This window comes from Mastigocoleus sp. MO_188.B34 (genome assembly GCF_030065675.1).
Taxonomy (GTDB): domain Bacteria; phylum Cyanobacteriota; class Cyanobacteriia; order Cyanobacteriales; family Nostocaceae; genus Mastigocoleus.
Window position 1 is genome coordinate 1 of sequence record NZ_JASJDK010000164.1, and the last position, 15,614, is coordinate 15,614.

Here is a 15,614-nt window from a genome sequence, read left to right on the forward strand (position 1 = left end):
GGCACCGAAGTCCTGTCAATTTTTGCGTTAATGTTCTGTGTGGATTAATCGCTTATTGTCACCAACCTAAAAAGCCTAACCTTCATTTAGATTGGCTTTTACCTCAATCTGCTTAACCCGAACTCAGGTTACCTACGGTACGCTAATGACTTCCCCTCCTGGGGTGTTCACATCTCTCTGCTTCTTCAATGGAAGGGGGAGATATTTATTACCCAAGTCACAATTAGGCCGCGGTTAGTTAAGAATAAGATCATTAGGCAATATCAGGTGGTATCCGATTTACGGAATTCTTCTGTTCTAAAGTTTGCTGTAACAGCTTTTGAACTTCTAAACGTTTAATTTCTATTGCATTTTGAGTAGTGCCAGGAGTTTCAAAAAACACTATACTATCTACGGGTTCCAATGCGATTAATTGGAACAAAATGTGAACTACTGGAGTTGGTGCAGCTATCATAGATGGATCCGATGCCATTTCGGATTCAGTAAAAACATCTTTTGAGGTGGGGAAAGCGTAAACAACTCGTTTTTCTTGCTTGGGATTTTTACGATTACTCAATGTAGTTAAAACCCATTCTTCATGCATATTTTGCAGAATATAGTATTGGGAATGGCTTAGTTTTTCTGCAAGTGCGCATAATCCTGGAGCTATTGATTTTACTAATAATGGTGTGACTCCATCTTGGGGTGCATTATTAATTAATGATTTAATTTGTATTTGTAAATCCATAATAATTTGTTAATTAATTGTGGGTACTGGCTATAACATAAGAGGAAATGCTAATCATTTAACGAAAAATGGGAAGAATATATAGAAGCCAAGTAAATAATTTTAATTTGTCTGGCTTAAACTTAACTTCTTAAACATGAATTCCGTATCTAGTATTCACATTCATACAGTAAAACTTAGGTATGTTAGGGTCTTTTTATAAACGAAACTATGGACTCAGGCGCAACCACAACAATACAGGGAGAGCAATTTATCGGCGCAGAGGCGATATTTGAACCCCTTTTTCAGGAACTGAAATCTTCGACAAAAGCTTCAGAGAAAAATTGCCGCGATGTGGCAATGCGAATTGCTGTTGAAGTCGACAGGATTTGTAATGAGAGTAAACGCATCCAAGCATCTGGTAGTCTAGAAGAATCGGCTCGAACCTTATCTAAACATAGATTAGACCAGTGTTTGCGATACTATAAATTGGGTTCAAATCGCGGTCGAATTGAATTGCACAGTACTTTAAGTGCAATAGTTTATCGTTACATTAATCCTCCTCAAAAACAATTAAGTTACCAAGGAAGATTGACGATAATAGAAGATTTTCTTCAGAGTTTTTATCTGGAGACCCTAAATGCTTTCCGGCGAGAAACTCAAACTAGTTCGACTTATCGCCCACAAACACTTTTAGAATTAGCAGAATATATGGCGTTTAGCGAACGTTATGGTAAACGCCGAATTCCTTTACCAGGAAGACAACAGCAATTAATAATACTTAGAGCCCAAACATTTTCTCAGCAGCAACCTTTGGAAACTTGTGTGGATATAGAACAAGCTGCAGAAGGTGGTGGGAGTGATTCTGACGGATTTTGGGAAGATCCAGCAGTTCAACAATTGAGAACTACAATGGCTACTCAACCTGAGCCAGAACCTGAAGAAGAGACCCTACGTTCGGTTGTGACTGAAGAATTAATGAGTTACTTGGAAGAACGACAACAATCCGATTGTGCAGATTACTTCGCATTGCGTCTTCAGGATTTATCTGCTCAAGAAATTGAGACAATTTTAGGTTTGACCGCTCGTCAGAGAGATTACTTACAACAACGTTTTAAATATCACTTAATTCGTTTTGCTCTTTTACATCGCTGGGAATTAGTACATGAATGGCTAGAAGCTGATCTGCATACCAATTTAGGATTAACTCCTTTCCAGTGGGAAAAGTACCTGCAAAAGTTAGACCCCAAACAAAAATCTTTGCTCGAACTTAAGCAGAAAGGACAAACGGATGAAAAAATAGCTAAAGCTTTAGGGTTATCTATGGCACAACTCCAGAAGCGTTGGTTTAAAATTCTTGAACAAGCTTGGGAAATTCGTAACTCTTTAGTGTCCGGATCGCGTGCATCTACTCATGAATAGAGACTCAGAATCCTTACAACACCAAATACTCTGTTGGTTATTGTCAAATGACGATTTAACTGGAGATAACACATCGGTCGAATGTAAGGAAAATAACAGGCTTAATGATGCCTATTCACAAGCCGCCGCTTTAACAAGCGGTGCTTTTGAGTCGGAACTTAAGTCTCAAAACTTTAAATTGGGAGAAATTCCTACTGTGCAAGAACGTTTCCAAGCCGTACTTAAACGTCGGTTAAAAAACCAAATCCAAAGTCGTCCGCCACTTTTCCCTTGGGAGAGTAGTATAACTGAATACCCAGAATGTATTGACAATGCAGCAAATGCATTGGTTCCCTGTGGATCTTGGATGTTAAAACAGTCCAAACTCAATTTACCAATTGCTTTGCCAGAAAACATATTCAGTACCCTGGTTGAACGATGTCAAACACTAGTGGCTTCTTCCTTACCACTGGGAACTAAGTTAGTGCAAGCTGTAGAAAATTTATTTCCAGAAGAACCACAAGCACTTAACGATTTGGCTGGATTAGTACTCAGAACTCCATATCGTTCTGTAGATACTTTAGAGGTTGTACCAAATTTGGAGAATAATTACTCTGATTTGCAACGATCTCAAAAAATGGCTTTATCTTTGTTAGCAGCTAAGGAACTGTTAGAGAACATGACTCTAAAAGTTTCTACTACTCATTCCACTGTTGAAAGAGAATGGGAAACCACCGCAGGATTAGTAAACATTAGAGTTGAATACAAATCTCAAGCTGAAGAATATAGGAAGCTTTGTATTGAGTACAACCTACCAGCAGCAAGTACTTTAAAGTTGCTCTCCAGTAATTGTGAAGAAACCGTACATTCGGTTACTTCGGCATGTTTAAGCATAGATTTGAAACAGCAACAATTGGATGATTTTTATACATTGGAGCTTAATTGTCCAGAATTCGACCAAAATCCATTATTCATTGCGATTTTACCGATTGTTTAAATAAAATTACCAACGCTAGATTACTGAATAAATCATTTTTGTGTATAAAAGGTTATCCTGATGTTGAAACTTTCTTTGATTTTTTAGTAAAGCTGTTATTAGGGTAAATGCTCGGACCGATTAATTAAGCAAAATACTAGTTTAATATGTATTGATTTGCTTGACAAAGGAATCGAAGTTATTCCTTCGCTCGGATGGGCTAAAAGACCCAAAAATTGCAGCTTTACTTGTATACACATAAGCTGTTTTCTCATCATGATGTTCGATTTTTCCAGGATAACCAGGTTTTGGCGTCTACCGTTGAATAATTTTTGGCAGCAGCGTAGTGAGAAGTCATCCCCAAAACGAGTTGAAGATTCTACAAGTTTGCGGGTACTTGTACTAGCGTTGGTAATTGTGGCAATCGTTGCGATTGATATCGCTGCTGAAACAAAATACAGTTTGTGGGGCTTACCTTTATCAATAGTTGGTGCAATTTGGAGTTATTACCATCGCCATCAACGCAATATAACGATTAAGTTTTTTATTGCCATTGGTATGTTAGTGGCATTGGGAGCTTTTTTTGGGCGTTTGGTAGGTCATTTTAATGATACTCGCCTAGTATTAGCCCAATTGTTAATTCAACTTCAAATACTTCATAGTTTCGATCTGCCCCGTCGTAAAGATTTGGGCTACTCAGTTACAATTGGCTTAATTTTACTGGGTGTTGCAGCTTCAGTGAGTCAAACATTAGCTTTTGCTCCAATATTGCTAATATTCTTAGCAATTGCACTACCAACTTTAGTTTTTGATTATCGTTCCCGTTTGGGCTTAGGGGATTTTAAAACTAAAACTCAAGAACTAAAGTTTAGAGTTAGACAGAAACCTGGGTCACTACCTTCTTATTTTTTACTTTTCATCTTAATTATTGGATTGGGTTTAAGTATTTTTGCTGTTTTACCTAGATTTCCTGGTTACCAATTGCGTAACTTTCCAGTTAGTTCCCCAATAAAAATCAAAGAAAATTTGACTGGGAAAAGAATTTATAATCCTGGCTATGTTCGCCAGGGTAAAGATAACGACCTGGGTAGTAATGGTAAATTTGGTCAAGGAAAAATCGGAAAACCAGGAAAAATTGATGATTCTTTTTATTATGGTTTTAACTCTTCGATTAATCAAAATCTACGGGGTAAAATGACCCCCAAAGTAGTGATGCGAGTAAGATCGCAAGTGGAAGGTTTTTGGCGGGTACTTGCATTTGATCGCTATACGGGGAAAGGCTGGGAAATTACTCGTGATGACCAAGTAAAAACAATTAAACGTTCTCCTTGGTCTTACAAAACTCTTCTTTCTCTTGGTAATTTCCTTACTCCAACAAAAGAAGTTGTACAAACTTATACGGTTGTGTCAGATTTGCCTAATGTGATTCCTGCAATGGCTTATCCCAGAGAAATTTACTTCCCGACACCAACTGTTGCTGTAGACCCTGAGGGTTCTTTACGTTCTCCTGTGGGTTTATCTGAGGGTTTGACCTATACTGTTATTTCTGAAGTTCCTTATCGCGATCGCACTATTTTAAGAAAAGCTTCAACAAAATATCCAGACAGAATAAAAAAATCCTATTTACAAATACCCGAGTCAATTGCAGAGAAAATTAAGAGTCGTACTGAAGAAATTTTAGCCAACTATAATCGCGACCTAGTTGGAAAATCAGATAATACTTTAAATTCGACGTACGAAAAAGCTCTTTATTTAGCCCAGTATTTAAAACAGAATTATACAATTCCAGATAACCCTTTAAACTTACCTTATTTAGGAGAAAGGGAAGATCTAGTGGAAGCATTTTTGTTTAGGTATAAAGGTGGTTATCCAGATCATTTCTCCACAGTGCTTACTGTCATGTTGCGTTCTATTGGTATTCCAACTCGCTTAGTTGCGGGTTTTAGCTCTGGAAGTTTTAACCCTTTTACTGGAATGTATGTTGTTCGAAATACTGACGCCTATGCAATGACGGAAGTTTACTTTCCCAAATATGGCTGGTTTGCATTTGACCCCATTCCCTCTCACCCTTTAATTCCTCCTTCTATAGAAAAAACTCAAACTTTTACTGTTTTACGTCAGTTTTGGAATTGGGTTGCAGGTTGGTTACCTTCGCCAGTAACAGGTTGGCTCAATTACATATTTGAAGTTATATTTGCTTCGATAACATATTTCTTCTCTTGGTTAATTAATTTGTTTTTCCAAGGATGGTTTGGGGTTTTTACAGTTTTATTTCTTGCTATTGGGGTTACTTTATTTAGCTGGTTTAGTTGGTTGTTGTGGAAATATTGGTGCAACCAAATTACTCTAAATAAATTACCACCTATGGAACGCCAATACCAAAAAATGTTGCTGTTAATGGCAAAAAAAGGTGTCAACAAGCATTCCGCACAAACTTCTTTAGAGTACGCTCAAGTTATTTCCACATATTATTCACCAGCAATTGCAGCATTAATTGAGGATATATGTCGGAACTATGTAAAATGGCGTTATGGTTCTTATAATCCTGATGTGGATCAAATCCAACAAAAACTTGAACAATTGCAAAGAGATGTTGAAGATATTTCCCAGGACTTGAAGAGAAATTAGAAAAAATAATTCACATCATATAAAATTTCAAAATTTTTATGCAATCAACTGTGGTGATATTGATTGCATAAAAATAAAAATCCCACTAATTCTCGATCGAATTTTTACTTGGTGTTTCAATTGGGAAAAACACTTGAAAAAGCTACATGATAGATTAAAGTATATTTTATAACCCATAATCTAATTCAGCATTTCATTTTGGTATATTCCAATCGAAAGCTTCGCCGATATAAAGTTATAACTAGGATATCAAGTTATAACTAATTTTTTAGCGTTTACTTACGACGAGAACGCTGCTGGCGACGCTGTCTTTGCCGAGAAACAGCTTTACGCTTCTGTTTCTCTAATGGAGTTTCGAAGTGACGATTTTTCCTCATATCTTGGAATATTCCTGCACGTGAGACTTTGCGCTTAAATCTACGCAAAGCTGAATCTATTCCTTCATTTTCACCTAGTACTACTTGCGTCATTCTCGTTAATCCTTATATTTTTTACCGTTCAAAAGCCTGAGCTTTTTAAAATATCACACCTAAAATCAGAGCGAAAAAATATTTCCAGCAGTATCTAGCTTACACTTTAAGCTGCTGGAGTTTCTAGATAAATATTGCTTGAGAAATTCATATTCTCAAAGCGATGATTATCGCTTATTTTACTCCGTGATAGACCTCCCCTATCTGTGATGAGGTCTTGCTTAATTTACTTTTTAATTGTGTATTCATCCACAAAGCACAATTTTGCGCCTCAGTTATTGCATTCTCTCCCTCTTCAAATCTATTTAGGATAAAGGAGCAAGGCTCAGTCTTCCAATCATTTCCATATCTGTTACAAACTGAACCTGACTAACCTTAGCACGATTTACAAATACTTCTTCTAAATTATCTTTTGCAATCTGCTTAGATAAGGTAACAAAATAAATTGACATCCAGTGATTCCAATATGGTGTGTTGTAGAGACTCAGCTTCGGAGAAACGCTTCAAAGATTTATACGATTTACACAACCGAATTTAATCCTTATCGTTCCAGTATATAGCAATTATGGAAAAACTCTGAAACTTTTATTCAAGATGATGACAAAAAAGATAAAAAATATACCTAATTGCAGAGGATTATAATTAATTGGGAAAATTTACAATAAATTCCTAAATTCGTTGATAATCAAGCATTTGAATTAGTAGTAAATCTTATTATTCCCATAGAAAAGATAATCTTTTATTTTCATTGAATTGAGTTGTTATATAGAGGTTGATAACTACTCAAACTGCTCTAGGATTTTTTCTGCTTGTTCACATAAAATTTGATGGCACTTACCATTAGAAGCAATCAGTCCACCCCACTGATTAATATCACCGGTGTTGTAAGACAAACTCGTTCCATCAAAATGTGTAAAAGTTCCACCAGCTTCACTCAATATTAATTCGGGGGCTGCAAGGTCCCAATCTTTAGGTGCAGATTTCCCAGAAAGTGAAATATAAATGTCAGCATTTTGTTCCACTATTGCTGCAATTTTTCCACCAATACTCCCAACTGCTTTCTGATTTTTACAAGGTAAATTATTTAATAGATAATTTAATTTTTCATTCCGGTGGCTGCGACTAACGACTAAAGTTAAATCCTCTAAACTATCTTGTACAGAAACATTTAAAGATTTGGTGCAATTATCTCCTGTTGAACTACGTAATTCGAGAAATGAACCTTGACCTTTGATGGCGTAAAATAACTTTTCTGTTTCTGGTTGGGCTACAACTGCTAATATTGGTCGCTTATCCTTTACTAACGCAATATGAATCGCATATTCACCAGTTTTATTAATAAAATCTCGAGTTCCATCTAAGGGATCTATAATCCAAACCAATTCTTTACCATTAGTTGCTTGTTTTTGATAGGTTTCTTCACTTATATAACCAAAATCTTGACTGCCTAAAGCCGCTTGTAATTTTTCCACAATATATTTATTTGTTGCAGTATCAGCAACAGTTACAGGTTCATTTTGTTTATAATTCACCTCTAAATCTTGTTTGTTATCTCCACGATAATAGCTGCGGAGTATATCTGTTGCTCCCCAAGCAATACCACGAGTAATAGTTAAAATTTCCTCTAAAGTTTTCATTAATTTTCCTTTTAAGCAAAAGATTACGAACCTAGCTAGTAACTTTACCATGAGTATTCAGCAGGTGCGAATAATCAATGCTTACCAACAAATATTTAGATTGTAAATTCTTACAGAGGATTTATTCTCAGCTTGTTCATGATCACAATCACCAACTTAACCCATGGTGCTTTATTCTCTATTACTTAAGATAATTTTTATAGCTAACGCAAATAAATATACTTTTTGTTATGTTGCCATCTCAGTATAAGTATTTGAAAACTACGATGGGTTATTTTGAAGATTTCATCCAAAGACGAGTACCAAAAAACTTACAGGAATGGGAAGCAACATTTGCTGCTGAGGTTAATGCTTCTGTAAAATTTTTCCTCAATATAAAATGGCAAAATGCACCATGGAAAATATCACCTGCTCCTAGAGTATCGACCGCTTCGATTTTTGCTACCTCAATAGTGCCAGTTTCGCCTTGGGAAAAGTAATAAATAGGTTCTTCTCCTTGAGTTATGGCAATGTTGGGCACATTTAATGCTTGAATATAACTAGAAACAGCCTGAAAACGACTTTTTGTATCTTCTTTGGGTATATCTGGACAATTGGGTGGATAAAAATTACTAGAGCAAATAGCATAATCCACTTCAGGTAAAATCTGCTCAAAACCAGCTTTCCAACTACCACCATCAATGACTACAGGTATATTTTTAGCTTTTGCCATCTGGGCAATATGCAGCCCTACTATCATTTGGTGCCCGTCAATTAAAACTATATCTACATTGTCTAAAATATTATCTGGAATATTTTGTGCGTTTATTTGGGTTTTAACAGCATTAATCGATATGACAGCACGTTCTCCTGTGGCTTCAGTAACAATAATTGAAGAAACTGGTAGTGAATTATTGTTATCAGGAGCTAGATCGGTAACAGTAACTTTGTAATCCTCTAAATCCGTACGAACTAGTTGACTCATTGGATGAGAACCAATAACCCCTACAATTGTGCCTCGATCTCCCAAATGGTTGAAAGTTACTGCTGCGTTAGTTGCTGGACCTCCAGTTGCAACTGTATAGTCAGCAGCAACAATTTTTTGGTTGTGCTTGGGAGGTGACTCGGCAAGATAAATCAAATCTAAGGTAAGTAAACCAACAAATAACCCATGTTTTTTCATCTTTCCTCACTGTGGTAAATAATTGCTAATGACAAATGACATAAAAATTGGTAGTAGATAATTACTAATAGGTGATTGGTAATAGATAATTGAGATTAATACCTTAAAATTTTTTGAATTATGATTTTTTAATGGAAATTACAGCAGGAACACTTTATGTTGTCGGTACCCCAATCGGCAATTTAGCAGATATGACATTTCGAGGCGTACAGGTTCTGCAAAATGTAGATTTAATTGCGGCAGAAGATACCCGTCATACAGGAAGGTTACTACAACATTTTCAAATTAAAACTCCCCAGATAAGTTATCACGAACATAATCGCAGTAGTCGTATTCCAGAATTATTGCAACACCTCAATAACAATAAATCCTTAGCTTTAGTTAGTGATGCCGGAATTCCTGGAATTTCCGATCCTGGCTATGAATTAATTTCGGCTTGTATTTCTAAGGGAATTTCTATTGTTCCCCTTCCTGGTGCTTGTGCTGCAATTACTGCATTAAGTGGATCTGGCTTACCTACAGATAGATTTATATTTGAGGGTTTTTTACCAACAAAAAGAAAGCAACGACAACAAATATTGGAATCTTTACAAGGGGAAACTCGAACTTTAATTTTTTATGAGTCACCGCATCGCTTGCGGGAAACTTTAGAAGATTTTGTTGCTGTTTTTGGAGAAAATCGCCATTGTGTGGTAGCACGAGAAATAACTAAATTGTATGAAGAATTTTGGCGGGGTTCTTTGAAGGAAGCGATTTCCCTTTATCAAGAGAAACAACCTCAGGGTGAATATACTCTTATTCTTGAAGGAACTTCACCTAATCAAACACAACTTTCTGAAGCACAACTTAAAATAGAATTACGAACGTTGATTGCTCAAGGAGTGTCGCGATCGCAAGCTAGCCGTGAATTAGCAAAACTGACTTCTATATCTCGACGTCAACTTTATCAGTTAGCTTTAGATATTAAAATAGCAGAAGAGAAGTAAAAGTATTTAGTGAAGAATAACCCAGAAATAGATGCATGTTTTAACATTGATAAATTTGGGGAGCAAACCTTCGATATTTTGAATACTTGGGGTATTAATTATGTTTTTACCAAATTATGCTTTTGTATTATTCCTAACCTTGAGAATAGTAATTTACAACTAGAGTTTTATGCTCAACAAACCTTTTCCCAACACCAGGGAACCAAGCAAAATTCAGAAAAATTGAGTAAACTTATACATTGAATTCATCTTTCACAGATTTATCTATTTTTGGGTAAGTTTGTCGAGATATTTAGAAGCGGTTAATATTACAAGTGTCAAAAATAAGAAAAAGAGGGAAGTTCGATAATGACCCAAGTGGTTTTAGGAGAAAATGAAGGAATAGATTCAGCATTGCGCCGTTTTAAGCGTCAGGTTTCCAAAGCAGGGATTCTTGCTGATGTGAAATATCATCGTCACTATGAAACTCCTCAGGAAAAACGCAAACGGAAAGCAGTTGCTGCTAGGCGTAAACGTCGTTACAAATAAACCTGCCTTCACTTTATTTGATGATGGATGATGCGGACTAATTTTTAACTAAGTCTCAGCAGGTTATTTTTTATAATTACAGATATTAAGATAAACTCACCTCACCCCTGCTAGGGGTGCTTGGTGTTTGCTTTTTGGAATGATTAAAATTTTGGAGATTTAATCTTAATCTTCAGGAATTTGAATAAATTTTGCATTACAACGATTCATTGCCTTTTCCACACCTTGCCTGATGCATAATTCGGTACATTCGACAACAAAGTCTAATATCTCTGGCAAAATTTGGTTTTCAACTGGCGAAAAACGTCCGAGAACATGAGATACTGTATGCTTGTTGCTATTGGAAACAGCAGCTTTACTTGGTTTGCCAATACCAATTCGCAAACGGGGAAAATCCTTAGTCCCAAGGTGAGAGATAGTACTTTTTATCCCATTGTGTCCGCCTGCAGAACCAGATAAACGCAAACGAGTTTTACCTATCGGTAAGTCTAGTTCGTCGTAAATTACTAAGACAGATTCTGGAGAAATTTTGAACCAATTTATGGCTGCGCTAATTGCTTCTCCTGAATTATTCATATAAGTCAATGGTTTAAGTAAACGGATTTTTTCGCTTCCAAAACAGGTACCTTCCCCATATTCTGATTTAAATTTCCGATTTTGCGCCAAAGGAATTTGCCAATGTTTTGATAAAGCATCGATCGCTGCGAAACCAATATTATGGCGTGTTTTATCATACTTTGGTTCTGGATTTCCTAATCCAACGATGATTCTGGGAATTACTAATTCTTTCTTAGTTGCTTCACTCACTTTTGTACTTTCATTGGTCATCAATCGATTTTCTGTCGATACACTGTATTTAATTAATGATAATTGCTTGAAGAGAAGGTTTAAATATTTAAATAAAGCCTTTCTTTAGATAATCGTTAATTCACTCTATTTTGTCCAAAATAGAAGAAAATTAATAGGTATTTTAATACAAGATTTAGAATTTATCTCTTCTAATTATTATGATTTTAGTTCATATTAGCTATTGACATTATTAATCACCGATCTAAAAGTTTGAATTTTACTATAAATGCGAGTTAGTGTAAGCTTACAACTTATTTTTAACAGAGTAAGAGGGAACCACAAAATCAAAAATTTCTCAGGCAAAATTTTTAAGGTTCCCTCTATAAAACAACCAAGTTCTAATGAAGTTGGAGAATTTCGGCTAATTTTCTTAAAAGAAGATCCAAAGAGTAAATCATTACTCGTTAGTCTGCTAGGGATTCACTGTTCCCATAAAATAATTAAGCATCAGCAGCTTCTACAAGACCGTAAAATATACCTTGAATTTTAACTTCTTTGGGATCGCCAGCACCTAAATCTGTGTCAGAAGGCTGTTCGCTGATAAATGTTCCAGCAATTTCGCCTGTATCACTGTTTACTTTAGAAATGGACAAAGACATTTCTCCATTCAAAACTTCAGTACGCTTCACGTTTGCACGAAGTAATTCTTCATCATCTGCTTGGGCAGGAAGAGCTACTGCATTATCATAGCCAGTAGCAACACCACGACCTTTGGGATCGAGGAAAGTTGCACCACGGTATGAAGGAACTCGAAAAGCACCTTTAAAATCAGTTGAAGTATTAATGCTGGTTAATCCAGGTTGTGATTGACCTGTAAAACCTTTAATAGTAAAGAGGAAAGGTATACTCTCGCCACCAGGAAGTTTTACGGTAGTTGCTTGAAAGTCAAAACCTTCTCTTTCTTTAAAAGTTAGACTACCATCAGAGTTAATAATTAAATCGCCTTGAATCTGATCCAAACTAGAAGTTTTACGAGTCAATAATTTTCCTGCTACAAATTCAGCCTCTTGGCGTTTGTTTGCTGGTTCTTCTTTGACAAAGTAATCTGTTGGTTGTAAACAAAGTTCTTTAATTTTATAAGATTTGTTTGAGTCAATAGGGATTGAACCCCGACTAGTTTCTGAGAGTTTGGGACATATGTTTGCTAAACCTGTATTTCTAATTTGGTCGTAGCTTAGTACATCATTGCTCCCAGCTGTTGGACTATCGCTACAAGCGGTGAGAAACCCCAGACATAAAGCTAAGACAGCAACAAGTAAAGTGCGAAACCTCATGGTCAACCTCAATGTCAAAATTTAATATCTAAGTTGTCAAATTACTCTGCTAAACATACTTAAACGTATCATGTTTGTTCTTAGCAGGGTGTAATACCCAATTTTTATGGCTATTTAAGCCAGATCATACGATTTTTTTTAACTCAAAATCAAAACATCATGCCACTACTTGGAGAAAGTGATCGGGTTTTTAGTTGAACAATCGTGAATGTGCTAATTTTTAGCTTAATACCCAAGGGGTACTAAAATAATAGGAATTTATGATTTGATGGCAATTTTGGACTGGCAATTTTTCTACTGTTAATTGTTAAGTTTTTATACTTAAGGCTAAGATCTGCGACTCCATCGTTCTTCACGCAAGCGTGGGAATAAATCCATTAAATATTTGACTGTAGTGCAAGGGTATCATGTATTACTTTGTAATACTGTTTGCATTACCCAAATAAGATCTGAGTGATAATTGAAATTGATTGTGATGATTGAAATTGATTGTTAAGAAAAACTACTCTGGTTACAAGTTAGTTCTGTTCTGTCATTTTATAATCTCATATTTACCCTAGTTTAAGTGAGTTAAAAGCTCTGATTGGGAGATAATGAAAGCTATAAGCATAAAAATAGTTTTTATTCTCTATATAATCAGTAATTTGAGTTATTAGAGTTATTTAAAGAGTAAATATAAGTCAAATACTGGCAATACCTATGTTCATTTGATTTATAATCATGCTTTGTTCTTTGCAAGGTTGAGTATCTTGCATTACAAGAGATTCCGAATGTGGAAATCTAAGGTTAAAAGTTAATTTTTGATTGGATAGCACCGTCGGGATTTTATATATTTCCCAAATTTTCTATTTGCACAAAACCTCATGCAAGCCCTAACAGAATAATAAATATTAGTAAAAGTTTACTAATTGAGTTGACAGGAATACAATTATGTATATAGATAAAAGTTTTGAACGTGAAAATTTATCCCAAAAACTGGAAGAAATAACTTCCGCCATTGGTGATGCAGTTGAATTTTGCCAAGGAGATACTATTGCACTTCTAAGTTTGTTAAGAAGGTTGGAAATATTACACCGTGAAATTTGCGAAGGGGAATTTCAACGGAGTTTACCCGATAATCGTCATGCACTTTATGCATTATTGCGTGAAATTGAATCAGAGGGTGGATGGCCTTACATTGAGAGGATGAGGCTGCAAGATTTATTGTCAAATTTAGAAACAGAGTAATACAGATTTCCTCTGTAAACCCCTTTAAATTTAAGTAAAAAAATACTTTATGTTTTGGGGGTCGGCTGTTTGATACCTTGGCAAAGATGACGATCACTGTGGAGAACATTGTGGTTGTGGTTCAGGTAGTTTTTTACCCATCCGCAACCGCGTACTAATAGGTTATCTAAATCTAAATTCCAGAGAATAATCTTATTGTCATCGCTTGCGGATGCTAATGTGTTTCCATCAGGGCTGAATTTCACGTTGAGAACCCGACTTTGGTGACCATTGAGAGTTTTAATCAGCTTACCATCGCGATTCCACAATTTAACTGTGTTATCAAAACTGGCGGCAGCTATAATCTTGCCATCAGGGCTAAAGTTAACAGCATTTACGCTTTCGCTATAACCTTTAAGTAATCTTTTTAATAGAGTGCCATCTCTTCGCCATAGAGCAATGGTATTATCCCAACTTGCAGAGACTAATAAGTTATCGGTGGGACTAAAGCTCGCACTCAATACCCAACTTTCGTGGGGAAAAGTTTTCAATAATTTACCATTACGCTGCCAAATCTTCACCGTTTGGTCGTCACTAGCGGAGGCTAAAACTTTTCCATCTGGGCTAAAAATTACCTCATTGACCCGATCTTTATGACCTTTGAGAGTTGCAATTAGCTTGCCTTTCATATCCCAGATTTTGATAGTTTTATCTTGACTTGCTGATGCAATTAACTCTCCGTCGGGGCTAAAGCTAACGCTATTAACATTATCGCTGTGTCCTACAAGTGTTTTGAGCAAAGAACCATTGTATCGCCACAGTTTAACTGTATTGTCATTGCTCCCAGATACAACTATTTTCCCCTTGGGATGGAAACTAACGCTTTTGACTGAGTCTTTATGTCCTTTTAAAGTCTTATAAAGACTACTTTTTAAATGCCACTCTTCCCGTGCTATTTGCCACAGTTTGACCGTTTTATCTTCACTAGCGGATGCTAGCATTTTGCCATTTGGGCTCCAGGAAAGATTTAAAACTCCTTGTTTATGCCCTTCGAGAATGGGTAGCCTTGATGAAGTCAAACTTTTCAAATCCCAAAGTTTTAAGCTTTTATCTACACTTGCAGAAGCCAGTACTTTACCATTGGGACTTAAAGATAAACTAGTCACAGTATCACCATGACCTTTAAAAGTTTCGATTAATTTACCATTGGCAATATTCCAGAACTTAATCGTATTCTCTTCACCACCGGAGATTAAAGTTTGGTTATCAGAGCTAAATTGCAGGCTAAAAACTATATCAACTTCGTTGAAGGTTCGATAGGGAATAAATTGACTATTTATTTGGCTGTTATTGAACTGCCCATTTTCTCTTTGCCAAATTCTAACTTTTCGATCTCGACCTGCAACCGCCAAATATTTACCATTAGGACTAAAAGTGACAAATGTTGTTCCTCCCGGACGTTTTGGTAAAGTTTTGAGCAAATTACCATTACGTTGCCAAATCTTTACCGTTCCATCTTCACTTGCTGAAGCAATTAATTTAGCATCGGGGCTAAAAGTCACCCAGTTAACCCATCCTTGGTGTCCCTTAAGAGTTTTAATTAGGTTGCCGTTATTTTGCCATAGTTTAATGGTGCCATCTTTACTTCCAGAAGCCAACGTTTTGCCATCTGGACTAAAATCTATAGCATAAATCCAATCTTTATGCCCCTTAAGGATTTTGTGGGGTTTGGAATCAAATTTCCTACTTTTTGAATTTAATCGCCAAAGTCTAACTGTTCCATCAAAGCTA

At 36.0% G+C, this 15,614-nt stretch carries 14 protein-coding genes; 6 read left to right on the forward strand and 8 right to left on the reverse strand.

Annotation, left to right across the window (positions count from 1 at the left end; translation table 11 throughout):
• Positions 1-253 precede the first annotated feature (253 nt).
• Positions 254-727, reverse strand: a complete 474-nt coding sequence (locus QNJ50_RS25870; protein WP_300641340.1) for a hypothetical protein — start codon at positions 725-727, stop codon at positions 254-256.
• Positions 728-937: 210 nt separating this feature from the next.
• On the opposite strand from QNJ50_RS25870, the gene hetZ reads away from it, so the two are divergent.
• The 3 genes from hetZ (at position 938) to QNJ50_RS25885 (ending at position 5,711) form a co-directional block, all read left to right on the forward strand.
• Positions 938-2,128, forward strand: a complete 1,191-nt coding sequence (gene hetZ, locus QNJ50_RS25875) for a heterocyst differentiation protein HetZ (protein ID WP_300641342.1) — start codon at positions 938-940, stop codon at positions 2,126-2,128.
• On the forward strand, positions 2,121-3,104 hold the full coding sequence (locus QNJ50_RS25880; protein WP_300641344.1) for a PatU: 984 nt from the start codon (positions 2,121-2,123) through the stop codon (positions 3,102-3,104). The genes hetZ and QNJ50_RS25880 overlap by 8 nt, the downstream gene beginning before the upstream one ends.
• Positions 3,105-3,362: 258 nt before the next feature.
• Positions 3,363-5,711 (forward strand): DUF3488 and DUF4129 domain-containing transglutaminase family protein, encoded by a 2,349-nt coding sequence (locus QNJ50_RS25885; protein WP_300641362.1) that lies wholly within the window; start codon positions 3,363-3,365, stop codon positions 5,709-5,711.
• Positions 5,712-5,986: 275 nt separating this feature from the next.
• On the opposite strand, the gene rpsU (QNJ50_RS25890) is transcribed toward QNJ50_RS25885, so the two are convergent.
• The 4 genes from rpsU (QNJ50_RS25890) to QNJ50_RS25905 all read right to left on the reverse strand — a co-directional run bounded on the left by rpsU (QNJ50_RS25890) (position 5,987) and on the right by QNJ50_RS25905 (position 8,980).
• Positions 5,987-6,181 carry a 30S ribosomal protein S21 gene (gene rpsU / locus QNJ50_RS25890; RefSeq protein ID WP_058183744.1) on the reverse strand — a complete coding sequence of 65 codons (195 nt, stop codon included), beginning with the start codon at positions 6,179-6,181 and terminating at the stop codon, positions 5,987-5,989.
• A gap of 305 nt (positions 6,182-6,486) precedes the next feature.
• Positions 6,487-6,633: a hypothetical protein gene (locus tag QNJ50_RS25895; protein WP_300641347.1), complete on the reverse strand. Its 147-nt coding sequence runs from the start codon at positions 6,631-6,633 to the stop codon at positions 6,487-6,489.
• A 327-nt stretch (positions 6,634-6,960) separates the two neighbouring features.
• Positions 6,961-7,818: an inositol monophosphatase family protein gene (locus QNJ50_RS25900; RefSeq protein ID WP_300641349.1), complete on the reverse strand. Its 858-nt coding sequence runs from the start codon at positions 7,816-7,818 to the stop codon at positions 6,961-6,963.
• Between the two features lie 271 nt (positions 7,819-8,089).
• A complete protein-coding gene (locus tag QNJ50_RS25905; protein WP_300641350.1) occupies positions 8,090-8,980 on the reverse strand; it encodes a sugar kinase in 891 nt (296 codons plus the stop codon).
• 131 nt (positions 8,981-9,111) lie between these two features.
• Between QNJ50_RS25905 and rsmI the strand changes: the two genes are divergently transcribed.
• Together rsmI and rpsU (QNJ50_RS25915) are read left to right on the forward strand one after the other, a co-directional pair.
• Entirely contained in the window at positions 9,112-9,966 is an 855-nt protein-coding gene (gene rsmI / locus QNJ50_RS25910; RefSeq protein ID WP_300641352.1) for a 16S rRNA (cytidine(1402)-2'-O)-methyltransferase, read from the forward strand.
• 348 nt (positions 9,967-10,314) lie between these two features.
• Complete coding sequence (gene rpsU, locus QNJ50_RS25915) at positions 10,315-10,494, forward strand: 30S ribosomal protein S21 (protein ID WP_027841043.1); 180 nt, start codon at positions 10,315-10,317, stop codon at positions 10,492-10,494.
• Between the two features lie 165 nt (positions 10,495-10,659).
• Here the strand turns inward: rpsU (QNJ50_RS25915) and pth are convergent, their stop codons facing one another.
• Entirely contained in the window at positions 10,660-11,301 is a 642-nt protein-coding gene (gene pth, locus QNJ50_RS25920; protein WP_300641364.1) for an aminoacyl-tRNA hydrolase, read from the reverse strand.
• 482 nt (positions 11,302-11,783) lie between these two features.
• Positions 11,784-12,617 carry a photosystem II manganese-stabilizing polypeptide gene (locus tag QNJ50_RS25925; protein WP_300641356.1) on the reverse strand — a complete coding sequence of 278 codons (834 nt, stop codon included), beginning with the start codon at positions 12,615-12,617 and terminating at the stop codon, positions 11,784-11,786.
• A 930-nt stretch (positions 12,618-13,547) separates the two neighbouring features.
• On the opposite strand from QNJ50_RS25925, the gene QNJ50_RS25930 reads away from it, so the two are divergent.
• Complete coding sequence (locus QNJ50_RS25930; protein WP_300641358.1) at positions 13,548-13,844, forward strand: hypothetical protein; 297 nt, start codon at positions 13,548-13,550, stop codon at positions 13,842-13,844.
• Positions 13,845-13,891: 47 nt separating this feature from the next.
• Here the strand turns inward: QNJ50_RS25930 and QNJ50_RS25935 are convergent.
• On the reverse strand, positions 13,892-15,614 hold a 1,723-nt coding region (locus QNJ50_RS25935), incomplete at its 5' end, for a WD40 repeat domain-containing protein (RefSeq protein ID WP_300641360.1).